This is a genomic window from Ruegeria sp. AE3 (genome assembly GCF_056542225.1).
The window spans coordinates 227,974-248,022 of sequence record NZ_JBQFZL010000004.1 but is presented as its reverse complement, the minus strand read 5'-3'; the positions used below and the strand labels follow the sequence as shown (position 1 = coordinate 248,022).

Here is a 20,049-nt window from a genome sequence, read left to right as displayed (position 1 = left end):
TTATTCCGGGCTCCAGGCCTCGTAATCCCTGCGCTCAACCGGCTTGGCCCGCCGCAGCGACCCGGCAGGCGCATAGGCCAGCGCCGTACCTGTCAGGTTCTCCTGATGCGGTTTTTCCCAGGCTTTGTGCGGCAGCGGTTTGTCGGTCGGGGGTTCGTCCCAGGTGCGGTGCAACCAGCCGTGCCATTCGGGGTCAACCCGGCTGGCTTCGGCCTCGCCATTGAAAATCACCCAGCGCCTGCTGTCGTCGGCGGTGCGATAAAACACATTGCCTTCATTGTCTTCGCCCACTTTCACACCCTTGCGCGCCGTATAAAGCTGCGTGTTCAGTGTTGAACCGTTCCACCAGGTCACGGCTCGTAAAAGACTGTTCAGGATTCCCATCGGCTGCCTCCGGCATTTCGGTCGAGAGAAGGTATGGACCAAAGGCTCGCCAAGGTCCAGTGCCCCTTGGGCTTCCAGTGTCACTGCGGCAGGATGGCGGTCACTTCGATCTCGATCCGGTACTTCGGATCAATCAAACCGCATTCGATCATCGTCGCAGCCGGTGGATTGGCGCCAAACGTCTCGGCCAGAACCGGCCAGCACGGCGCGAACTCATTGCGGTCCGGCAACATGTAGGTGACCCGAACCACATCTTCAAAACCTGCGCCCGCCTCAGCCAGTGCCTTGCCGATGACATCCAGCGCAGACCGGCATTGCGCCACCACGTCCTCGCCCTGCCCGACGGTCCCGGCGACATGAACCCAGCCGCCCGCAACCACCGCACGGCAATAGCCGACTTTCGCCTCAAACTCACCGCCCGAAGAAATGCGCTTCACTGTCATAACCCGTCACCTTTGTTGTTCGAAAGTTTACTTAAGCTCCCGCCGCCTGACCGCGCATGCCTTCGCGAGCGAGCGACGGATCCCCAGCTTCATCTGGCTATAAATATCCCGGGGGAGATGCCCGAAGGGCGGCGGGGGCAGAGCCCCCTGAACCGGTTCAACTGAAGTCCCACCGTCGCGGCAAAAAGCCCGGCCTCAACCCGCCGAGGCCGATTCCTTGGCCGCATCGGCATAGATGAACAGCGGCTGCGCGTCGGACATCACCGCCTCTTCGTTCACCACAACCTCGCTGACATTTTTCATGCCCGGCAGTTCGAACATGGTGTCCAGCAGGATATCCTCGAGAATAGATCGCAGGCCGCGTGCACCGGTCTTGCGCTCGATGGCCTTCTTGGCAATTGCCTTCAGCGCGTCATCGGTGAAGCCCAACTCAACATCTTCCAGCTCAAACAGGCGCTGGTATTGCTTGACCAAGGCGTTCTTTGGCTTGGTCAGGATGGTGACCAGCGCTTCTTCGTCCAGATCCTCAAGCGTTGCCAGAACCGGCAGACGGCCCACGAATTCGGGGATCAGGCCGAATTTCAGCAGATCTTCGGGTTCCAGATCCTTGAAGATCTCACCCACGCCGCGCTCGTCATTGTCACGCACATCGGCACCAAAGCCCATGGCCGAGCCCTTGCCGCGTTGTGCAATGATCCTGTCCAGACCCGCAAAAGCACCGCCACAGATGAACAGGATATTCGTGGTGTCCACCTGCAGGAACTCCTGCTGCGGGTGTTTGCGGCCGCCCTGCGGCGGAACGCTGGCCACGGTGCCTTCCATCAGTTTCAGCAGAGCCTGCTGCACGCCCTCACCGGACACGTCGCGCGTGATCGACGGATTCTCGGATTTGCGGGTGATCTTGTCGACTTCGTCGATATAGACGATGCCGCGCTGCGCGCGTTCGACATTGTATTCGCTGGCCTGCAACAGCTTGAGAATGATGTTTTCAACATCCTCGCCCACGTAACCGGCTTCGGTCAGCGTGGTGGCATCGGCCATGGTAAAGGGAACATCCAGTATCCGGGCCAGTGTCTGCGCAAGCAGCGTCTTGCCACAGCCGGTGGGGCCGATCAGCAGAATATTGGATTTCGCCAGTTCGATATCATTGCCCGCCTTCTGGGCGTGGTTCAGACGTTTGTAGTGGTTGTGGACCGCAACCGACAGGACGCGTTTTGCGGTGGACTGGCCGATCACGTAATCGTCCAGCACCTCACAGATATCCTTGGGCGTCGGAACGCCGTCCGAAGACTTCAGCCCGCTGGCTTTGGTCTCTTCGCGGATGATGTCCATGCAAAGTTCGACACATTCGTCACAGATGAAAACGGTCGGGCCTGCGATCAGCTTACGCACCTCATGCTGGCTTTTGCCGCAGAAGCTGCAGTAGAGCGTGTTTTTCCCGTCACCGCCTGAATTCGTCGCCATGATCTACCTTTCGGGCCTCATCCCAGCACCCCCGGCGGGGATGCGTTTTCGCCTGTTCGTGCAGCTTAGGCCAGCGTTTTGGCCGCTACAATCTCAAAATGGTTCCTGCGCCGGTGACGCAGGCTCCGGAACTCAGACCTCATCCGCGTCCGTTTTTGCGCGGTTTTCCACGATCTCGTCGATGTGGCCCCATTCCTTGGCCTCTTCCGGGCTCATGAAATTGTCACGGTCCAGCGCTTTTTCAACTGCTTTTTTCGTCTGCCCGGTATGACGTACATAGATATCATAAAGGCGATCCTTGAGTTTTTGCGTCTCGGCCGCGTGGATCATGATATCACTGGCCTGGCCCTGATATCCGCCGCTGGGCTGGTGCACCATGATCCGGCTGTTGGGCAGCGAAAAGCGCATCCCTTTCTCGCCACCGGCCAGCAGAACCGATCCCATCGAGGCGGCCTGACCGATCACCAAAGTGGAACATTTCGGCTTGATATACTGCATTGTATCGTAAATCGACAAACCGCTGGTCACAACGCCACCGGGCGAGTTGATGTAGATCGAGATTTCCTTTTTGGGGTTTTCCGCTTCAAGGTGCAGCAGCTGGGCCACGATCAGATGGCTCATGCCATCGTGTATCGGGCCGTTGATGAAAATGATCCGCTCTTTCAGCAGGCGGGAGAAAATATCGTAAGCGCGCTCGCCCCGGCTGGTCTGCTCAACGACCATGGGGACAAGCGTATTCATGTAGGTATCTACGGGATCGAACATTCGCAACCTGCCTGTTTTGCTGTGGATCGGGACATTATCCCAACAAGTGTTACCTGAGTCTTAGTGTTGGCTCCGGGGGGCTGCAAGGGGGTGTCGGTGAGAACACAGAACGAATGTGGACCAACGCCAATAAGAATGCCACACCTGCCGCTGCCTCGCAGTACCACCACATCCGTGATTGCGCCCTGCACAAGGGGCTGCGGGAAAAACGGCTGCGGGTTCCCCTTTTCTGATCACGGTTTTTTGATTCATACATATAGCAATAATTGATCGAAACATGTACTGGAGGGGCTCGCAGGCGACGAGCTTTACGTAACGGAAACTACGCCCGGTCAACGGGTTCACAAGGAACACATTCGATGGCACTTCCACAGCTGTCCCAGGACATGTCGCAACACGACCTGGATCGTATGGTCGATAATGCGACACGCGCGTCCAACTTCCTCAAAGCAATCAGTCACGAAGGCCGGCTGATGATCCTGTGCCACCTGGTGTCCGGTGAGAAATCTGTCACCGAGTTGGAAGAGCTGTTGTCCGCCAGACAAGCCGCTGTTTCGCAACAGCTTTCCCGCCTGCGTCTGGAGGGGCTTGTGATACCGCGCAGAGAGGGCAAAACCATCTTCTACCGGTTGGCCGATGACCGCCCGCGCCGGATGCTTGAAGTGGTGTACGAGCTGTTCTGCGGTGAGGACAAAGGCTAGCTCTGGCTTGGTGTCGAGAAAGGTGCTACCGAATCCGTATCGAGCACTGAGGAGACACACATGATCCGCGTAATTCTGATTGGCCTGAGCCTGTTTGCACTCACCGCCTGCGAAACCGCCAAAGGCGCGGGTAAAGATATCGAAAAGGCCGGGGATGCAATCCAGAACGCAGCTTCGGACGTGCAGGAAAGCCTGTAAACGCGCTTATCTTGCGGGCGAGCCGGACATTAACGCAATATATGGTTGAAGATTGCGCCCACACGCAGTAGTCTAGCCCTACAGGTGCATAGACGCGGCATTGCATATCTGACACTAAATCGGGGCTCTTTCGCGCACGCAGAAGAGCCCCGTTCCCGTTCGGCAGGGGTGAGTGGTAGCCTGTATGAAACCGAATTTCGGCATAAGAAAAGGCGTCAGGTGCGCAGACGCGGTCTTTGCATGTACCCTTACGGATACGCCCTGACGCCTTACCGGGTCGACGCACCCCGAGGAGCACTCCGATCCAGTCGCCCCAGCCCCCTGAGAGACTGCAGCCGCCGCTTTGTCCCCTAAGGTCCATCGCGACATGCATCGACCGTTTGAGAAGATGGCCACCCGACCTGGGTCCGAGACCCATATCTGGCTGATCACCAACCGGTAAGCCTCTGCAGTTAAATGCAAATCCTAAGATCCGCCTTTCTCTGCTCAGACCCCCTTGGCCTTTGCGTCCCGCCCCGGTTCCGAAGACCCTGTGCGGTGAGATGACTGTTGCACCACGCCCTGCATCCGACAAGAAAATAGCACTGCAGCATGAAAATTAGACGGGGATAAGATGTTGATATCCAGCGGGAGAATTTTGTGGATAACCCCAGAATCCCCGATCCCGTGAAGGGTTGAGGGCGGAAAAAACCGGACATGACCCCGGCGCCCGAAATTCCTGCGATGCTGCGGGTGCAAAACGCTCCGCGCGGGCCGTTAGGCCAAAATTGTGCGATTTGTACAACGCTCAGACCCCCAATCTTACGAATCGTACAGACGGAGATTCGCCGATGCGCTGCACCATTTCCTATGCCCGCGCCCATCTGGGGCCGCTGATCACCCGCGCCCAGGACCCGCGCGAGGTGATCATCCTGACCCGGCACGGCAAACCGCTGGCCGCGCTGGTCTCGATGACCGAGGCCAACCGGATCTGGCAGTTGCAGGATGATGAGGAGATCGGATGGAAGCACCCGCTGTCGGGGCTGCGCGGGATGTGGTCGAAAGGGCGCAACATCCCCGGTATGGAACCGGGACCGGACGGCCGCTATGTCACCGCACGCGAGGCCGCGCTGAAGGTCCGCGAGATCCAGATGACCCGCGCCGAGGAACGCCGCATTCTGGCGCGGGGCGGTCTGGACCCTGTCGCAGGCGGTGAACTGGCCGCCCGGCCTGCCTCCGCACGATGGAGACGCTGGTTCCGTTTCTGAGAAGCGTTCCGGCCCGGCGGTGGTACCAACACCCCCTCCGCCGCAATCCGTGAGCAATGGCGGCTCATACCCCTTAACAACCCGACCGGGCCGGAAACGCTTCGGTTCACCTGACGGGCCGGAACGGGGTCGAAAACAGTCCCGGTGCGCAGGCTACGGAAATCTCTGATCTGATGATCGGCACCCTTCTTTGGGGGGCGGGCCGTGGTGGCCTGTGACTGAGATTGGAAGGGCGCGCGGCGGTTGCAACCTGCGTGAAGGAAACTTCATCAAAGGTTTATGCGCGGGAAAGGTGGACAAGGAGAAAACCCCACCCTGCCCGGTATTACGTTCTGCGTTTTTCCTTCCAACACCGCGCACCACAACTTAAACAGGGATTTCAGGCAACTGCCCTCATCCGGGGGCGTCCGATCAAACTTGAAAAGCCCCAGACAGAACATGCGATTTCCAAAACGACAACATCGAGAGTTCAAGAGCATTGTGCGCAGGTTCCGCAACGAGTTTTCGCTGTTCGTGCTGGAACACAGCCGCGGACAGGTGCTGTGCGGGCCGATGAAGGGGTTTCGCTTTGTCGAAAACGCATTCTGGGGTGGGCATTCGGATACGGCCACGAAAATCTTTGGCCTGTATGAGCAGCAGAACCTGAAGGTGCTGAGCAGCTCGGACAAGCCGGTGCTGGTGGATATCGGCGCGGCGGACGGCTTCTGGGGCGTCGGGCTGGTGGCCGCCGGGCAGTTCGAAAAAAGCGTGTGCTTTGAGGTTTCGGCAAAAGGCCGGGATGTGATCCGGGAAACAGCGGAACATAACGGCGTGGGCGACCGCGTGACGGTGTTTGGGGATGCGCTGACGGACACGGTTGAAAACATCGTAAGCGTGGCCCCCGACCCGGCGGACATCTTCTTTCTGATCGATATCGAGGGCGTCGAATTCAGCCTGTTGACCGAAGACTTTCTGACGCATTACCGCAGATCGGAATTCCTGATCGAACTGCACCCCCAGATGGTCGAGGATGGCGATGCGAAACTGAAAGCGATCGAAGTGTTTTGCGCCGGGTATTTTGATATCGCCTATGTGGACGGAAGCGTGCGCGACACGTCCGAGATGGATGAAATCATCCGGTTGGGGGATGATTTCAAATGGCCGATCCTGTCCGAAGGGCGCGGTTTTCCGATGCAATGGTTGCATTTGGTGCCGCGCGGGTGAGGTGTGATTTCGGCGGTTGATCCGCAGATCTGAGGGTAGCGACCGGCCAGAGCCCCAACGGCGCAAGCGCAGGTACAACCGCCCAACCAACCCCGCCCTACGGATGTCGCGACGGTCTAGGCAAAAGCTGCGATCAGCAGGACCAGCCCGGTCAGGCCAATCAGCGCGTGAGAGACCAGCTTCAACCCTTTTGTGTTTCTGTCCTGCAACCCCTTGGCATAATGGGTATTGGCGAATTCCCCGTCGATATCAGAACGCAGATTGACCAGATCATCCAAAGTGGCCCCGCCCGCCAGAATGCCGTAGGCGGTTGTGGCGATGACCAGAATGGCCTGAGCCAGCGCATAACCGTCGGGCGCAAAGCTGATGATGGCGGCGATACCTACAAAGCAGAACAGCGTGGTGCGCATGATGACGTGGTAGTCTTGAAACCGGCTGATGGCGTATTGCGCCCGAAGTTGCGCGTCCATGGCAATCCCTCCGTTTATCAATTGATTGGAATGCCGGGAGTGTATCACTGTTTGCCATTTTCCCGAAATTTGAACACCACACCGTAGGGCGGGCTTCAGCCCGCCACCGGATACAGCCTTTCCATGCGTGTTGGTTTGGGATCGGGGAGATGGCGGAGTGGAGGATTGGCGGGCTGAAGCCCGCCCTACGGCATATTAAACCCGATTGGGCGACAGAACAGAGGGCAGCGCCGGCCCGAGGGGGTGAGGCCCGTCTCGGAAACGGTCCAGTGGACCGTTTCAGGGCCGAACGGGCGGAGCCCCGGGGAGCAAACGCGCCGCCCGTTTTGCCGGAGGCAAACCTCTGGTTTGACGGGGGCGGGTCATGCCGGAGGCATGCTTTCAGCATGACGCGGCCCGGTGATGCCGCCGGGTGGGTGGGTTGATTGGAGGTTGGTGCTGCATGATGTGATGGGCGTGGACACCCATCCTACGCGCAGTCAGTTCCGACTCATCTCAATTATTAAGTTGAATTCATAGAATTCTTTGTAAGATTCGAAAATCCTGCCCAATTGTTCGGTGAAGCCAGTTTGCGTTTTTTCGGCTTTATATGCTACGTAGCCCGAGACATCTGCCACTTGGCAGCCTAGATCATTCTTAAGTGCAAAGAAGTGTCCAACAAGACCTTGAAAGTTGATCGAAACACTATCCCAGCTTGCTGCATCACCAACTTGATAATATTGGGAAATTTCTTGATCAAGCGAGTTTAGTCCTGCGCGGAGGCCTTCTCTATCCAGTTCAGCCGCGATCATCCACAGCGATTTATCTACTGAGGCATTCGAGGCTCTTAGAAAGGCGTTCGCGACGCAAAAAGAAATCCTCGCATTCCTATCCGTCAAGTATGGGACACTATCGTTGAAATAACCCACGCGACGAAACCGCCCACCATTGCTAGTAAAGTGTTTTAATAGTTCCGAAACTGCGCAAATTTTCCGCTCGTCGGTACAATCACGTAGCAAATCGGAGCCATGCAGTCCGGGCAGCGTAGAAATAACTTTCTCGCCTTTACTCGGGTTCAAAACATGAGAAAGAGATGCGTAGTAAGAAGAGCGGAAGTTATCAATGCGTTCCGCATTGATGTGGGCAATAGTGACCGCCGTAAACCCACGACCGTCCCGCTCACCCTCTTGTTCATCTAAGTAATAAATCCTCAACCCGTTCATCCTTCAGTGGACAATGCAAAAGTGTTGCACCCCTACCCCAACCGTGTGGGCACGCCGGTTGGCTGCGCCAACCGCTTTCGCCCACCGTCACTAAAAATGGACAGCCTTAGCTGTCCATTTTTAGTGCTGAAATAAACGCCTCCTGCGGGATATCGACCTTCCCGAACTGGCGCATCTTCTTTTTCCCCGCCTTCTGCTTGTCCAGCAGTTTGCGTTTCCGGGTGGCGTCGCCGCCGTAGCATTTGGCGGTCACGTCCTTGCGCAGGGCGGACAGGGTCTCGCGGGCGATGACCTTGCCTCCGATGGCGGCCTGAATCGGGATTTTGAACATGTGGCGCGGGATCAGGTCCTTGAGCTTTTCGCACATCGCGCGACCCCGCATCTCGGCCCGGTCGCGGTGAACCATGGTCGACAGCGCATCGACCGGTTCGTCATTCACAAGGATCGACATCTTGACCAGCGCGTCCTGACGGTAGCCGGTCATCTGGTAGTCGAAGCTGGCATAGCCCTTGGTCACCGATTTCAGGCGGTCGTAGAAGTCAAAGACGACCTCGTTCAGGGGCAGGTCATAGACGACCATGGCGCGCTGGCCCGCATAGGTCAGGTCCATCTGGATGCCGCGGCGGTCCTGGCAGAGTTTCAGCACGTCGCCGAGATATTCGTCGGGCACCAGAATGGTCGCCTTGATGCGCGGTTCCTCAAGATGGTCGACCTTGGACAGGTCGGGCATGTCGGCGGGGTTGTGCAGCTCGATCATCACGCCGTCTTTCATGTAGACGTGATAGATCACGCTGGGCGCGGTGGTGATGAGGTCGATATCGTATTCACGCTCGATCCGGTCGCGGATGACCTCGAGGTGCAGCAGGCCAAGGAAGCCGCAGCGGAAGCCAAAGCCAAGCGCGGCCGAGGTTTCCATCTCATACGAGAATGAGGCATCGTTCAGCGCCAGCTTCTCGATCGCGTCGCGCAGGTCTTCGAATTCGGCTGAATCCACCGGGAAGAGGCCGCAGAACACCACCGGCTGTGCGGGTTTGAAGCCTGGCAGCGCGACTTCGGCGCCACCCCGGTCATTGGTGATGGTGTCGCCGACGCGGGTGTCGCGGACCTGCTTGATCGAGGCGGTGAGAAACCCGATCTCACCCGGGCCGAGGCTGTCGATCATCTGCATTTCCGGGCGGAAGACACCGACGCGGTCGACATGGTGCAGGGTGCCGTTCGACATGAACTTGACCCGCATCCCCTTTTTCAACGTGCCGTCCATGATGCGGACCAGAACGATGACGCCCAGATAGGCGTCGTACCACGAATCCACCAGCATCGCCTTGAGCGGCGCGTCCAGATTGCCCTGCGGCGCGGGCAGTTTGTGCACGATCGCTTCCAGCGTCTCGTGGATGCCCTGCCCGGTCTTGGCGCTGACCCGGATGGCGTCGCTGGCGTCGATGCCGATCACGTCCTCGATCTGCTCGGCCACGCGGTCACAATCGGACGCGGGCAGGTCGATCTTGTTCAGGACCGGCACGATCTCATGATCGGCGTCGATGGCCTGATAGACGTTGGCCAGCGTCTGCGCCTCGACCCCCTGGGTGCTGTCCACGACCAGCAGCGAGCCCTCGACCGCGCGCATCGACCGGCTGACCTCATAGGCGAAATCCACGTGGCCGGGGGTGTCGATCAGGTTCAGCACATATGTCTCGCCATTATCGGCGGTATAGTCGATCCGAACGGTGTTGGCCTTGATGGTAATGCCACGCTCGCGCTCGATATCCATGCTGTCGAGCAGCTGTTCCTTCATGTCACGATCCTGCACTGTCCCGGTCTCTTGAATGAGCCGGTCAGCAAGGGTGGATTTGCCATGGTCGATATGCGCGACGATGGAGAAATTGCGGATATGAGCGAGGTCTGTCATGGAGTGGGGATATGTAGAGGAATCGTGGGTTGGTCAAGAAGGATTGAGTGAATGCCTGTAAGCATTTCGAACACTCGAGAACTAGAGATTTGAGTCGACCAAAATGATGACGAAGCCGTGACGCTACTTGCTGCAAGAGCAACATTTAGAGTTCTCCCAAATCTCGTCTGGACACTGGAGAAGGAAAAACCAGAAGATCCTGCGCCCCTCGCGATGTTATGGACGCTCCGTTGCCTGATTTCGGCGATCAGCGCAATTTTAAGTGGCGACGCCGAACTGATCGAAGCTACGAAAAGAGCCGCCGCCTTTACACAATCGTTAGGGCACAGCACCGCGATAAGTAATGCCTATTACACTGCCAGATCAGTAGAGCGCGGCCGAAGTGGAAAACTTTTAGCAATTGGGGTTCTGGACAATCCACAATTTGCCAAACCCGAACGATGGCGAGAAATCGAACTAGATGCCAAGTCAATTGATGAGCGTTCTCATCTTGATTCGCTTATGCGTGTGCCGATTTGGAGAACTGCCCCGCCTTCCGATCTTGCCCCCGATCAACGTTTTTTCGAGAGATTGAAGCAAATTCTGGGTGCGCCAGCATCGGAGTTTTGGAACCAATGGCTTGTGGAAATATACGAGGGTCGCGCAAAGAACTGGGAACTGTATCGCGAGATTTGTTTGATAGACGATGCTATATGGCGCGCGGGGCCGGAAGCAGTTGCTGAAGAAATCGCGGAAATTCGGGCGCGATGGGAAGTCGAGAAAGCCTTATCGGACATCAAAGGCAGTCTGACGGTTCGAAGATCTGCGCGTCTCGGTATCGGAGGCAACAATCCTCCTGAGAGCATCGAAGACGAACGGTTGTCGGGCGCGATAACCTTGATCTGGGAAGCGACCGAAGACCTCTCGACGGCTTTGGAAGAGGAACGCCCTGCTCGTGAGTGGATTGAGGCTATTCTGGCTAAGTTCAAATCTGGATTGGCAGGATTTCTCAAATGGTGTGCAGGCAAGGGCGATCTTGCGGTCGATACTTTGATCAAGTGGGGTATTCCTGCGACAGGAGCAGGGTATGCTGCAAATTATCCAGAGAAAATTGAAGCGTTGATCAAAGCCATCGAAGACTGGCTGCCGTTCCTGTCCTGACCGGTGCCGGGCTGAAGCCCGGCCTACGGGGGTGGTGGGGATGTATCGTTTCCGGACCGTGTAATCACTTTTTCGCAACGTATGATTGATCCGCGCGCCCGTTTGATTCATACTCCGCCGCAGACCGAGAGGGGCGTCAGACCCGTCCGGGCAGGCAAAAACGAGGCTCGAGTATGAAACAGTTCCTCATTATCGCATTTTGTGCGGCATCGCTGACGGCGGTGGCTCAGGTCGCGGATGCGGCGCAGATCAGGCAGGCGTGCATGGCGTCGGACCGCTCGGCGGCGACGCGGGACCGGTGCAGCTGCATTCAGCGCGTGGCGGATCAGGCGTTGACGCGCAGTGATCAGAAGACCGTGGCGAAATGGTTCAAGGACCCCCATCAGGCGCAGGTGCTGAAGATGTCGAAATCCGCGCGCGATGATGCGCTGTGGGATCGGTACCAGAACTTTGGCCAGATGGCGCAGGCGATCTGCAGCTAACCCGTTCAGAATGCTTGACCTGATCCACGCTGCGCCCCAGAAAGGCGCAGCGAAAGGTGTATTGCATGGTAATGAAAGGGCTGACCCTGCGGGGCCTTGAAGTGTTCGAGGCTTTGGCGCGGACGGGATCGGTGGCACAGGCTGCCGAGATCACGGGGCTCAGCCAGCCATCCGTATCGCAGCAATTGCGCAATCTGGAAAACGCGCTGGGGACCGAATTGGTCGATCACGGGCGGCGACCGATGCGGCTGACGCAGGCGGGGCGCAGTTTCCTTGCGCGGGCCGAGGCGGTTCTGGCCGAGCTGCACATGGCCCAGAGCGAGCTGTCGGTCATGGATCTGGGGCATCTGACCACGCTGTCGATCGGGCTGATCGACGATTTCGACAATGATCTGACACCGCGGCTGGCCACCTTGCTGGCCGACAGCCTGACCCGGTCGAAATTCAAGCTGATCACCCTGTCGAGCCTTGATCTGTTCGAGGCGCTGGCCGAGCAGCGCCTGCATATGGCGGTCACCGCCCATAGCGGCGAAGTACTGGAGGGGGTGGTCGAATACCCGCTGGTCCATGATCCGTTCATTCTGGTGGCGCCGCAGGGATCGGGCGGGGTCGAGGCCGTGCAGGAGCGGCTGCCGTTTCTGCGCTATGCCCGCGAGCAGCTGATCAGCCGCCAGATCGAGGCGCATCTGGCGCGCCGGTCGCAGGTGTTCGAGGAACGGTTCGAGATCGGCTCGCACATGGCGCTGATGGCCATGGTGGCGCGGGGTCTGGGCTGGGCGATCACCACGCCGCTGGGCTTCATGCGCGCGGCGCGGTTCCATGAGGGGCTGGAGGCGCACCCTGCCCCGTTCGGGGAATTCTCGCGCAACATATCGTTGCTGGCGCGCACCGAGTGGTCCGATCAGGTCCCGCAGGAGGTTGCGGGCATGACCCGGCGTCTGATGCAGAACCAGATCGTGGACCCGGCGGTTGCCAAGCTGCCCTGGCTGAGCGGCCAGTTGCGGGTGACCGGCGGCTAGGTGTCCAGATGGGCGGCAAGCCCCTCGACCGCCGCTTCGATCAGGTCCAGCGCGCCGTCGAAATCCCGCGTGTAATACGGATCGGGTACGTGATCGGCACCGGTCTGAGGGGCGAAATCCGTCAGCAGGCGAACCGGCGTGCCGTTGCCCGACGGGCGCAGGTCTTCAATATCAGCGATGTTTTGGGCATCCATGCCGATGATCAGGTCGAACCGGTCGAAATCCGCGACGGTGAACTGGCGCGCGCGCAGGTCGCCAAGGTCAATGCCTCTGCGGTTTGCAGCCTTCTGCATCGGGCCATAGGGCGGATTGCCCGCGTGCCAGCCCATGGTTCCGGCACTGTCGGTTGCATGATGCGGTGCGCGGGCGCGAAAGACGCCCTCGGCCGCGGGAGAGCGGCAGATATTGCCCAGGCAGACAAAGAGGATACGGTGTGTCATGGCCAAGGTGTAACGCGCGGAGGGGATATGGGAAAGATCGTCATTCTGACCGGGGCCGGGATTTCTGCTGAAAGCGGGCTGAGCACCTTCCGCGACGAAGGCGGGCTGTGGGCACAGCACCGGATCGAGGATGTGGCCACGCCCGAGGGCTTTGCCCGCGATCCCGCTTTGGTGCAGGGGTTTTACAATGCGCGCCGCGTTCAGGCCGCCGCCGTGCAGCCCAACGCGGCCCACATGGCGCTGGCCCGGTTGCAGCAGGGCTGGCCCGCAGAGGTCGTGATCGTGACCCAGAACGTAGACAGCCTGCATGAAGCGGGCGGTGCGACGGGTGTCATCCACATGCATGGCACATTGGCGGGTGCCCTGTGTTCCGGGTGCGATCATCGCTGGCCCGCCCCGCCTGAGATGGCCGTCGCCGAGCCCTGCCCCGCCTGCGGCCAGCCCACCGCCCGGCCCGATGTGGTCTGGTTCGGCGAGATGCCTTATTACATGGACGACATCTACGACCACCTTGCCAGCGCGTCGATCTTTGCCGCCATCGGCACCTCGGGTCAGGTCTATCCGGCGGCGGCCTTTGTCCACGAGGCGCAGGCGGCGGGTGCGCGGACGGTCGAGATCAATCTGGAGCCGACGCCCGGGCCGTCGGGCTTTGACGAGCGCATTGTCGGCAGGGCATCCGAAACGGTTCCGCGATGGGTCGGGCAGCTTCTTGCGGGATACTCTTAAGCTACAGACAACGCTGGCTTAATTTGTGTACACTATCTGCGATAACGACTGGAGGATGCCCCATGACTGATCAAGACCCCCGCACCGGTGAAATCCTGGATGACGGCAACATGGCCGGGCGCGACATGCTGGGGGAACAGCTTTCCAGCCTGTGGTGGACTTTTCTGCTGCGCGGGGTGCTGGCCGGGCTTGTGGGCATCGCGGCCCTGTTCTGGCCATCGGGCAGCATCGCGCTGCTGCTGCGGCTGGTCGGTGTGTTGCTGATCCTCGACGGTGGGCTGACGCTTTTGGGGGTTGGCCGTCGCGGGGTGCTGGGAGGTGCTGCGATCGGCGCGCTTCTGATCGGGCTTGTCCTGCTGATCTGGCCGGAAGGCACGGTGAAACTGGCGTTTTTCCTGTTGGGCGCATGGGCGCTGATCATCGGGATCGGATCCTTGGCGGCTGCCGGGCAGATGCATGCAAGTGACCCGCAACGCGGTTCCATGCGCGTTTCGGGATTTGTCGCGCTTGTGGTCGGGCTTGTCCTGATGATCTGGCCTGCGGTGGCGCTGGTTGCGCTGGGCTGGGGTATCGCATTCTCGGCGCTGGCCATGGCCGCTGTCATGTTCTGGCTGGCCTCGCGATTCCATCAGGCGGGCGACCGTGTCGGCCTGAAAACCATCAACAAATAACGCCATCCGCGGCCGCATGGAAAACAGGCCGGGCAAAGCCCGGCCTGACGCATGGATGAGGGCTGCCGCGCGGCCCGAAGACAGGCGTTGCCCTAGTTCGATTGTGATCCGTGGCCGCCTTTGTCCTGACGCTCCAGATCCACGGGAATCTCGATCTCGACCTCGCCTGCCTTTTCAAAGATCAGCGTGACCGGCACCTTGGCGTCCTGTTCGAACGGGGCCGTCAGCCCCATGAACATCACATGGTCGCCGCCGCGTTTCAGCATGTGGGTTTCACCGGCTGGAATGGCAAATCCTTCTTCGACATGCACCATCTTGGCCACGCCGTTTTCATCGACCTGGTGCGTGTGCAATTCAACACGCGCTGCCGCGTCCGAGGTTACACCGATCAGCCGGTCATCCGCGTCACCCTGATTATGGATCATCATGAACGCAGCACCGGCGATGGCGGTCTTGCCCGAGGACCGGGCATAGGCGTCGTCAACCGTGATGGTGCCTTCGGCAAAGGCGGGGATGGCCAGCGACACGGAGGCCAGGGTTGCGAGCAGAGTGGTTTTGAGGGACATCGTGCCTCTCCTGTATAAAGGTTTGAAAAGGGTGGGTTTCAAACGCTTAGAGGAGGCGCGCGGGCCGGGGTTGCGGGAACCGGAAGGGCGATCTGGTTGCCCAGATGCCGCAGCGGTGCTGGTTGCGCCTGTTCCGGCGCGGCTGGAAGTGCCTGTTCGGCAACCGCAACGGCCCCCAGCAAGGATATTGCGTAGTCCGGGCAGTAATGCGGCGGGGCGGTCGGTTGCCCGTTTTCGTCCATATAGACGACAACCGGGCCGGTGCCCGTACACAGCACCATCTGACCCACCGCCTTGTCCATACCGCGCGACATGGCCAGCCCCTGCCCGGTCAGAACCAGCAGAAGGGTCAGCACATAAGGCAGAAATCTGGTAACAGAAGGTCTCATTCTGACCCAGCTATAGGTCAGCAACGGGAAAAGCTTCAAGCGCCAAAGGGTCGCGCTTGAAGCTGTTTTTCAATAATCCAGTCCGGGTCTTTTCACCCTGTCTGTGGTGAAGCTGGTATGGGACCGGTTCACCCAGCGCTGCATCCGCGTGCAGGTTGCAATTGCCTTGCGGAATACCGCGGCCAGAAACAGGAAAAGATAAAAACTTTTTAACGTCATAATGTGGCCCCCGCCTGATGGATGACAGTGACGTTAGGTCAGATTCGGAAACCTGTATGTGAAGAAGTTCACCAATGGCGAAAAATTAGTTCCAGATTGAAAACAATGGAGGCCGAAAGGGACTGGCCAAACAGAAAAGGCCCCGCACCGATAAGGTGCAGGGCCTGAAATACTGTTAAGTGAAAGACCTTAGGCCGAAGCTTGCGCCTTGGCGATTTCTTTCTTCACTTTCAGAGCATTTGCCGACAGCTCATCGTCCTTGGCTTTGGCCAGGAACGCGTCCAGACCACCGCGGTGGTCAACCGAACGCAGCGCAGCCGCCGAGATGCGCAGCTTGACGCCACGGCCCAGAGTTTCGGACTGCAGGGTAACGTCGTTCAGGTTCGGCAGAAAACGACGACGAGTTCTGTTTTTGGCGTGGCTGACATTGTTGCCAGTCATCGGGCCTTTTCCGGTCAGTTCGCAACGGCGCGACATGGTTTCTTCCTTTGTTTCTGGAGGCCGGGCTAGATACCCGCGGCCAAATCACAAGGGGCGCAACCCGAAGTCGCGCCCGAAAACTGGTTGGATGCGTGTAGTGGGAATCGCGCGGAGGGTCAAGACGGGCCGCGCGAAATCTTTCATTTTGCATGCCATGCAGGAATGGCCCGGACGGGCGATGCCGTTGGCGAGAGTATTTGGCAAAAGGTGAAGCGGCCATGACGGCCCTTCAGCCGAGCGTGTCCAGAAGTTGTCCGGCGGCAACCGCCGGGCTGAGTCGTCCCTGCGAGACTTCGTCATTCAGGCGCTCCATCTCGGCGCGGGCCTGAGGTGTATCGAGACGGGCGAGAAGGGCGTGGCGGACCTCCTGATCGAACCAGTAGCGGGCCTGGGCGGCGCGGTTTGCCTCCCAGATACCGGTGTCGCGGCGCCATTGGGTCAGGGTTTGCATTTCGTCCCAGGCCTGTTCCAGCCCGTGTTCTTCGACGGCGGAAACGGTCATTGCCTTGGGGAAGCCTTCGGGGTCCTGCGGGCGTTTGCGCAGCAGCCGCAGTGCGCCGGCATAATCCGCGCAGGTGCGGGTGGCGGTGGCTTTCAGGTCGCCATCGGCCTTGTTGACCAGAATGATGTCCGCCATTTCCATTATGCCGCGCTTGACGCCCTGCAACTCGTCCCCACCCGCCGGGGCCAGCAGCAGCAGGAACAGGTCTGACAGTTCGGACACCACAGTTTCCGACTGTCCCACGCCCACGGTTTCGATCAACACCACGTCATAGCCTGCGGCCTCGCACAGGGCGATGGCCTCGCGGGTGCGGCGGGCGACGCCGCCAAGGTGGCTCTGGCTGGGAGAGGGCCGGATGAAGGCGTTCTGCTCGCGGCTCAGGCGTTCCATCCGAGTCTTGTCGCCCAGGATCGAGCCGCCCGAGCGGGCCGAGCTGGGATCGACCGCCAGAACCGCGACGCGCAGCCCCTGCCCTGTCAGCATCATGCCAAAGCTTTCGATGAAGGTGGACTTGCCCACGCCGGGTGTGCCAGACAGACCGATGCGCAGCGCCTGACGCCCCGAACCGGCAAGCTGTGCCAGAAGGTCGCTGGCCTGTGCCCGGTGATCGGCGCGGTTGCTTTCAACAAGGGTGATCGCACGCGCCAGCGCCCGGCGCTCGCCCTTCAGAATTCTGTCGCTCAGGCTGTCTGTCTGCATTCTTGTCCCGTTCCTAGAGGCAGGAACAGTTGCCGTGCTTGGGGGGTGTTTGTCCAGACCGGAGGCGGCAGGAAATGCGAAGATCGCGCAGCCTGCGTCATTTCGTGCGGGGCGATTTACTGATGTGAGCGCGGAAACTGGACGGCACCTGCTGGATCGCGGATAAGGGCCGGATGACCCTACGCCTGCCTATAGACGATGCCATACCCGGCCTGCTGGACACCCTGCGCGCGCAGGGCCGTGCTGTGCTGCAAGCACCGCCCGGTGCGGGCAAGACCACGCGGGTTCCGCTGGCGATGCTGGAGGCGGGTCTGTGCGGCGGCAGGATCGTGATGCTGGAGCCGCGGCGGCTGGCGGCACGGGCCGCGGCAGAGCGGATGGCAGAGACGCTGGGAGAGCGCGCGGGCCAGAGTGTTGGCTATCGCGTGCGGGGCGATGCGAAAGTGTCAAAAGACACAAGGATCGAGGTGGTGACCGAGGGCATTCTGACCCGGATGCTGCAATCGGACCCTGACCTGCCGGGCATCGGGGCGGTGGTCTTTGATGAATTCCACGAACGCTCGCTAAACGCGGATCTGGGGTTGGCCCTGTGCCTTGAGGTCACGGGCGCGCTGCGGGACGACCTGATTCTGCTGGCCATGTCGGCCACATTGGACGCGGACCCGGTGGGGCGCCTGATGGCCGCGCCGCTGGTTACGTCGGAAGGCCGGAGTTTTCCTGTCGAGATGCGCTGGCTGGACCGGCCCTTGGGGCCTCAGGCACGGCGGCTGGATGCATTGGTCGATCTGGTCGTTGAGGCCGAGCGCGAGACCCGCGCCATCGGTGGCGGGATCTTGGTGTTTCTGCCCGGTGAAGGTGAAATCCGGCGGGCTGAAGCAGCCCTGACCGGACGCCTGCCCGCCAGTTGCACGGTGCGCCCGCTGTTCGGAGCCATGCCCTTTGCGGCCCAGCGCGCAGCGATTGCCCCTGTTGAGACCGGGCGCAAGGTGGTGCTGGCGACGTCGATTGCCGAAACCTCGCTGACGATCCCCGATATACGGGTGGTGGTGGATATGGGGCAAGCGCGGCGGGCGCGGTTTGATCCGGGCTCGGGCATGTCCCGGCTGGTGACCGAGCGGGTTACACGGGCCGAGGCCACGCAACGCGCGGGTCGTGCGGGCCGTGTGGCAGAAGGGCTGTGTTACCGGCTGTGGTCAAAGGGGGAGGATGGCGCGCTGGCCGCGTACCCGCCTGCCGAGATTGAAGCCGCCGACCTGACCGGGCTGGCGCTGGAGCTGGCGCTGTGGGGCGCGGATGCCGCCGATCTGGCCTTTCTGACCCCGCCACCCGAAGGCGCGATGGCCGAGGCGCGCGCCCTTCTGGCGATGCTGGGCGCGCTGGACGGCAAGGGGCGGATCACCGAACACGGGCGGGCGCTGGCGGCGCTGCCGTTGCATCCCCGGCTGGGGCATATGCTGGTGCGGGCCGGACCGAGTGCCGCGCCTTTGGCCGCCTTGATGGCCGAGCGCGACCCCCTGCGCGGCGCGCCGGTGGATATCGCCTTGCGGCAAGAGGCACTGCGGGATGTGCGCACCTTTCAGCGCAACCGGGTCTGGCAGGTGAACATGGGCGCCGTGGATCGGATCAATGCCGAGGCCAAGCGGTTGAGGAAACAGGCCGGAAGCAAGACGGATGATCTGAGCGCTGCTGCCATGGCCGCCCTCGCCTATCCCGACCGTATCGGGCAGCGGCGCAAGGGCGATGCGCCGCGTTATGTGTTGTCGGGGGGCAAAGGTGTCGTGCTGGACAGCGGCGATTCGCTGGCGGCGGCGCCTTTTCTGGTTGTCACCGACACCGATGGAAACCCGCGCGAGGCAAAAGTGCGGATGGCCACCCAGATTTCGGAACGCGAGATCCGCGAACTGTTCGCGGACCAGATCCATTGGGCCGAGGTTTGCGCCTGGTCAAAACGTGAGCGGCGAGTTGTGTCACGACAGCAGGAGCGGTTTGGGGCGATCACGCTGGACGACCGCATCTGGAAGGATGTCCCGGACGCCGCCGTGGCGCGTGCGATGCTGGACGGGGTGCGCGATCTGGGATTGCGGCTGGACGGGGCCGCCGCACGGCTGGCCGCGCGGGTGGAACTGGTGCGCGCCGACGGGGTGGACCTGCCCGACTTTTCGGTCGAGGGTCTGATGGCCGAGCTGGACGACTGGCTGTTGCCGATGCTGTCCGGTGTCAAAAGCGCGGAGGACTGGAAACGGTTCGACCCGCTGCCCGCCTTGCGCGCGCGGCTGGACTGGGTCCAGACCCAGGAACTGGACCGGCGCGCGCCGGGATCGTTTGAAACACCCCTGGGGCGCAAGGTACCAATCGATTATGGCGCGGCGGTCCCCGAAATCTCGGTTCGGTTGCAGGAGCTGTTCGGAGTGACCCGGCATCCGGTGGTTGGCGGACAGCCCCTGAAGATTACGCTGCTGTCCCCGGCGCAGCGCCCGATCCAGATTACCCGCGATCTGCCGGGGTTCTGGGCCGGGTCTTATGCGGATGTGCGCAAGGATATGCGGGCGCAATACCCCAAACATCCATGGCCCGAAGACCCGACACAGGCCGACCCGACGCTGAGGGCCAAACGCAGGCAGGAATAGACCCATTGCCGCGTTGCTTCCGGCAAGCGGCTCAGGCTTTCGGGGCTGTTGCACGAAATCTCACAAATCACAGTAGATTGACCGAAGAACCGGTCATAATCAGAAA

The 20,049-nt window shown here is 60.5% G+C and carries 23 protein-coding genes; 10 read left to right on the top strand and 13 right to left on the bottom strand.

Features of this window, described 5'->3' with window-relative positions; genetic code table 11:
- The 4 genes from ACR0NZ_RS11275 to ACR0NZ_RS11260 all read right to left on the bottom strand — a co-directional run bounded on the left by ACR0NZ_RS11275 (position 1) and on the right by ACR0NZ_RS11260 (position 3,056).
- Entirely contained in the window at positions 1-384 is a 384-nt protein-coding gene (locus ACR0NZ_RS11275) for an NADH:ubiquinone oxidoreductase subunit NDUFA12 (protein ID WP_267364687.1), read from the bottom strand.
- An 80-nt stretch (positions 385-464) separates the two neighbouring features.
- On the bottom strand, positions 465-827 hold the full coding sequence (locus ACR0NZ_RS11270) for a RidA family protein (RefSeq protein ID WP_480473622.1): 363 nt from the start codon (positions 825-827) through the stop codon (positions 465-467).
- A 195-nt stretch (positions 828-1,022) separates the two neighbouring features.
- Complete coding sequence (gene clpX / locus ACR0NZ_RS11265; RefSeq protein WP_480473623.1) at positions 1,023-2,291, bottom strand: ATP-dependent Clp protease ATP-binding subunit ClpX; 1,269 nt, start codon at positions 2,289-2,291, stop codon at positions 1,023-1,025.
- A gap of 132 nt (positions 2,292-2,423) precedes the next feature.
- Entirely contained in the window at positions 2,424-3,056 is a 633-nt protein-coding gene (locus ACR0NZ_RS11260) for an ATP-dependent Clp protease proteolytic subunit (protein WP_480473624.1), read from the bottom strand.
- A 359-nt stretch (positions 3,057-3,415) separates the two neighbouring features.
- On the opposite strand from ACR0NZ_RS11260, the gene ACR0NZ_RS11255 reads away from it, so the two are divergent.
- The 4 genes from ACR0NZ_RS11255 (at position 3,416) to ACR0NZ_RS11240 (ending at position 6,405) form a co-directional block, all read left to right on the top strand.
- The gene (locus ACR0NZ_RS11255) at positions 3,416-3,757 is read left to right on the top strand and encodes an ArsR/SmtB family transcription factor (protein WP_480473625.1); all 342 of its coding nucleotides are present in this window, start codon (positions 3,416-3,418) and stop codon (positions 3,755-3,757) included.
- A gap of 60 nt (positions 3,758-3,817) precedes the next feature.
- On the top strand, positions 3,818-3,955 hold the full coding sequence (locus ACR0NZ_RS11250) for an entericidin A/B family lipoprotein (protein WP_209505735.1): 138 nt from the start codon (positions 3,818-3,820) through the stop codon (positions 3,953-3,955).
- A gap of 830 nt (positions 3,956-4,785) precedes the next feature.
- On the top strand, positions 4,786-5,202 hold the full coding sequence (locus tag ACR0NZ_RS11245) for a type II toxin-antitoxin system Phd/YefM family antitoxin (protein ID WP_480518955.1): 417 nt from the start codon (positions 4,786-4,788) through the stop codon (positions 5,200-5,202).
- 438 nt (positions 5,203-5,640) lie between these two features.
- Complete coding sequence (locus tag ACR0NZ_RS11240; protein ID WP_480518953.1) at positions 5,641-6,405, top strand: hypothetical protein; 765 nt, start codon at positions 5,641-5,643, stop codon at positions 6,403-6,405.
- A 116-nt stretch (positions 6,406-6,521) separates the two neighbouring features.
- Here ACR0NZ_RS11240 and ACR0NZ_RS11235 read toward each other — a convergent pair whose 3' ends face one another.
- The 3 genes from ACR0NZ_RS11235 to lepA form a co-directional block, all read right to left on the bottom strand.
- On the bottom strand, positions 6,522-6,875 hold the full coding sequence (locus ACR0NZ_RS11235; RefSeq protein ID WP_480518951.1) for a hypothetical protein: 354 nt from the start codon (positions 6,873-6,875) through the stop codon (positions 6,522-6,524).
- 479 nt (positions 6,876-7,354) lie between these two features.
- The gene (locus ACR0NZ_RS11230; RefSeq protein WP_480518949.1) at positions 7,355-8,068 is read right to left on the bottom strand and encodes a hypothetical protein; all 714 of its coding nucleotides are present in this window, start codon (positions 8,066-8,068) and stop codon (positions 7,355-7,357) included.
- Between the two features lie 115 nt (positions 8,069-8,183).
- Positions 8,184-9,983 carry a translation elongation factor 4 gene (gene lepA / locus ACR0NZ_RS11225; protein WP_480518947.1) on the bottom strand — a complete coding sequence of 600 codons (1,800 nt, stop codon included), beginning with the start codon at positions 9,981-9,983 and terminating at the stop codon, positions 8,184-8,186.
- Between the two features lie 117 nt (positions 9,984-10,100).
- On the opposite strand from lepA, the gene ACR0NZ_RS11220 reads away from it, so the two are divergent.
- The 3 genes from ACR0NZ_RS11220 (at position 10,101) to ACR0NZ_RS11210 (ending at position 12,624) form a co-directional block, all read left to right on the top strand.
- Complete coding sequence (locus ACR0NZ_RS11220; protein ID WP_480518945.1) at positions 10,101-11,123, top strand: hypothetical protein; 1,023 nt, start codon at positions 10,101-10,103, stop codon at positions 11,121-11,123.
- A 173-nt stretch (positions 11,124-11,296) separates the two neighbouring features.
- On the top strand, positions 11,297-11,605 hold the full coding sequence (locus ACR0NZ_RS11215; protein WP_480473632.1) for a hypothetical protein: 309 nt from the start codon (positions 11,297-11,299) through the stop codon (positions 11,603-11,605).
- A gap of 65 nt (positions 11,606-11,670) precedes the next feature.
- On the top strand, positions 11,671-12,624 hold the full coding sequence (locus ACR0NZ_RS11210) for a LysR family transcriptional regulator (RefSeq protein WP_480473633.1): 954 nt from the start codon (positions 11,671-11,673) through the stop codon (positions 12,622-12,624).
- On the opposite strand, the gene ACR0NZ_RS11205 is transcribed toward ACR0NZ_RS11210, so the two are convergent.
- Positions 12,621-13,064, bottom strand: a complete 444-nt coding sequence (locus ACR0NZ_RS11205; protein WP_480518943.1) for a low molecular weight protein-tyrosine-phosphatase — start codon at positions 13,062-13,064, stop codon at positions 12,621-12,623. The two genes, ACR0NZ_RS11210 and ACR0NZ_RS11205, sit on opposite strands and share 4 nt — an antisense overlap.
- 27 nt (positions 13,065-13,091) lie before the next feature.
- Between ACR0NZ_RS11205 and ACR0NZ_RS11200 the strand changes: the two genes are divergently transcribed.
- Together ACR0NZ_RS11200 and ACR0NZ_RS11195 are read left to right on the top strand one after the other, a co-directional pair.
- On the top strand, positions 13,092-13,790 hold the full coding sequence (locus ACR0NZ_RS11200) for an NAD-dependent deacylase (protein WP_480518941.1): 699 nt from the start codon (positions 13,092-13,094) through the stop codon (positions 13,788-13,790).
- Between the two features lie 62 nt (positions 13,791-13,852).
- Positions 13,853-14,461: an HdeD family acid-resistance protein gene (locus ACR0NZ_RS11195; RefSeq protein ID WP_480473636.1), complete on the top strand. Its 609-nt coding sequence runs from the start codon at positions 13,853-13,855 to the stop codon at positions 14,459-14,461.
- A gap of 92 nt (positions 14,462-14,553) precedes the next feature.
- On the opposite strand, the gene ACR0NZ_RS11190 is transcribed toward ACR0NZ_RS11195, so the two are convergent.
- The 5 genes from ACR0NZ_RS11190 to meaB all read right to left on the bottom strand — a co-directional run bounded on the left by ACR0NZ_RS11190 (position 14,554) and on the right by meaB (position 17,316).
- Entirely contained in the window at positions 14,554-15,027 is a 474-nt protein-coding gene (locus ACR0NZ_RS11190; RefSeq protein ID WP_480518939.1) for a copper chaperone PCu(A)C, read from the bottom strand.
- A 38-nt stretch (positions 15,028-15,065) separates the two neighbouring features.
- Positions 15,066-15,416, bottom strand: coding sequence for a hypothetical protein (locus ACR0NZ_RS11185; RefSeq protein WP_480518937.1), 351 nt, complete (start codon positions 15,414-15,416; stop codon positions 15,066-15,068).
- Between the two features lie 69 nt (positions 15,417-15,485).
- Complete coding sequence (locus ACR0NZ_RS11180) at positions 15,486-15,635, bottom strand: hypothetical protein (RefSeq protein ID WP_480484525.1); 150 nt, start codon at positions 15,633-15,635, stop codon at positions 15,486-15,488.
- Between the two features lie 189 nt (positions 15,636-15,824).
- Positions 15,825-16,112 (bottom strand): 50S ribosomal protein L28, encoded by a 288-nt coding sequence (gene rpmB, locus ACR0NZ_RS11175; protein ID WP_008756960.1) that lies wholly within the window; start codon positions 16,110-16,112, stop codon positions 15,825-15,827.
- A gap of 232 nt (positions 16,113-16,344) precedes the next feature.
- Entirely contained in the window at positions 16,345-17,316 is a 972-nt protein-coding gene (gene meaB / locus ACR0NZ_RS11170) for a methylmalonyl Co-A mutase-associated GTPase MeaB (protein ID WP_209598140.1), read from the bottom strand.
- Between the two features lie 173 nt (positions 17,317-17,489).
- On the opposite strand from meaB, the gene hrpB reads away from it, so the two are divergent.
- The gene (gene hrpB, locus ACR0NZ_RS11165; protein ID WP_480518934.1) at positions 17,490-19,943 is read left to right on the top strand and encodes an ATP-dependent helicase HrpB; all 2,454 of its coding nucleotides are present in this window, start codon (positions 17,490-17,492) and stop codon (positions 19,941-19,943) included.
- The last annotated feature ends 106 nt before the right edge of the window (positions 19,944-20,049 follow it).

What these genes read in the sequence shown, in the direction of transcription:
- ACR0NZ_RS11210 (WP_480473633.1), top strand. Translation starts at nt 11,671, where the DNA reads ATGGTAATGAAAGGGCTGACCCTGCGGGGCCTTGAAGTGTTCGAGGCT.
- ACR0NZ_RS11255 (WP_480473625.1), top strand. Translation starts at nt 3,416, where the DNA reads ATGGCACTTCCACAGCTGTCCCAGGACATGTCGCAACACGACCTGGAT.
- hrpB (WP_480518934.1), top strand. Translation starts at nt 17,490, where the DNA reads ATGACCCTACGCCTGCCTATAGACGATGCCATACCCGGCCTGCTGGAC.
- meaB (WP_209598140.1), bottom strand. Translation starts at nt 17,316, where the DNA reads ATGCAGACAGACAGCCTGAGCGACAGAATTCTGAAGGGCGAGCGCCGG.
- rpmB (WP_008756960.1), bottom strand. Translation starts at nt 16,112, where the DNA reads ATGTCGCGCCGTTGCGAACTGACCGGAAAAGGCCCGATGACTGGCAAC.
- ACR0NZ_RS11245 (WP_480518955.1), top strand. Translation starts at nt 4,786, where the DNA reads ATGCGCTGCACCATTTCCTATGCCCGCGCCCATCTGGGGCCGCTGATC.
- ACR0NZ_RS11240 (WP_480518953.1), top strand. Translation starts at nt 5,641, where the DNA reads ATGCGATTTCCAAAACGACAACATCGAGAGTTCAAGAGCATTGTGCGC.
- ACR0NZ_RS11195 (WP_480473636.1), top strand. Translation starts at nt 13,853, where the DNA reads ATGACTGATCAAGACCCCCGCACCGGTGAAATCCTGGATGACGGCAAC.
- ACR0NZ_RS11260 (WP_480473624.1), bottom strand. Translation starts at nt 3,056, where the DNA reads ATGTTCGATCCCGTAGATACCTACATGAATACGCTTGTCCCCATGGTC.
- ACR0NZ_RS11215 (WP_480473632.1), top strand. Translation starts at nt 11,297, where the DNA reads ATGAAACAGTTCCTCATTATCGCATTTTGTGCGGCATCGCTGACGGCG.
- ACR0NZ_RS11190 (WP_480518939.1), bottom strand. Translation starts at nt 15,027, where the DNA reads ATGTCCCTCAAAACCACTCTGCTCGCAACCCTGGCCTCCGTGTCGCTG.
- ACR0NZ_RS11185 (WP_480518937.1), bottom strand. Translation starts at nt 15,416, where the DNA reads ATGAGACCTTCTGTTACCAGATTTCTGCCTTATGTGCTGACCCTTCTG.
- ACR0NZ_RS11250 (WP_209505735.1), top strand. Translation starts at nt 3,818, where the DNA reads ATGATCCGCGTAATTCTGATTGGCCTGAGCCTGTTTGCACTCACCGCC.
- lepA (WP_480518947.1), bottom strand. Translation starts at nt 9,983, where the DNA reads ATGACAGACCTCGCTCATATCCGCAATTTCTCCATCGTCGCGCATATC.
- ACR0NZ_RS11205 (WP_480518943.1), bottom strand. Translation starts at nt 13,064, where the DNA reads ATGACACACCGTATCCTCTTTGTCTGCCTGGGCAATATCTGCCGCTCT.
- ACR0NZ_RS11270 (WP_480473622.1), bottom strand. Translation starts at nt 827, where the DNA reads ATGACAGTGAAGCGCATTTCTTCGGGCGGTGAGTTTGAGGCGAAAGTC.
- ACR0NZ_RS11235 (WP_480518951.1), bottom strand. Translation starts at nt 6,875, where the DNA reads ATGGACGCGCAACTTCGGGCGCAATACGCCATCAGCCGGTTTCAAGAC.
- clpX (WP_480473623.1), bottom strand. Translation starts at nt 2,291, where the DNA reads ATGGCGACGAATTCAGGCGGTGACGGGAAAAACACGCTCTACTGCAGC.
- ACR0NZ_RS11200 (WP_480518941.1), top strand. Translation starts at nt 13,092, where the DNA reads ATGGGAAAGATCGTCATTCTGACCGGGGCCGGGATTTCTGCTGAAAGC.
- ACR0NZ_RS11180 (WP_480484525.1), bottom strand. Translation starts at nt 15,635, where the DNA reads ATGACGTTAAAAAGTTTTTATCTTTTCCTGTTTCTGGCCGCGGTATTC.
- ACR0NZ_RS11275 (WP_267364687.1), bottom strand. Translation starts at nt 384, where the DNA reads ATGGGAATCCTGAACAGTCTTTTACGAGCCGTGACCTGGTGGAACGGT.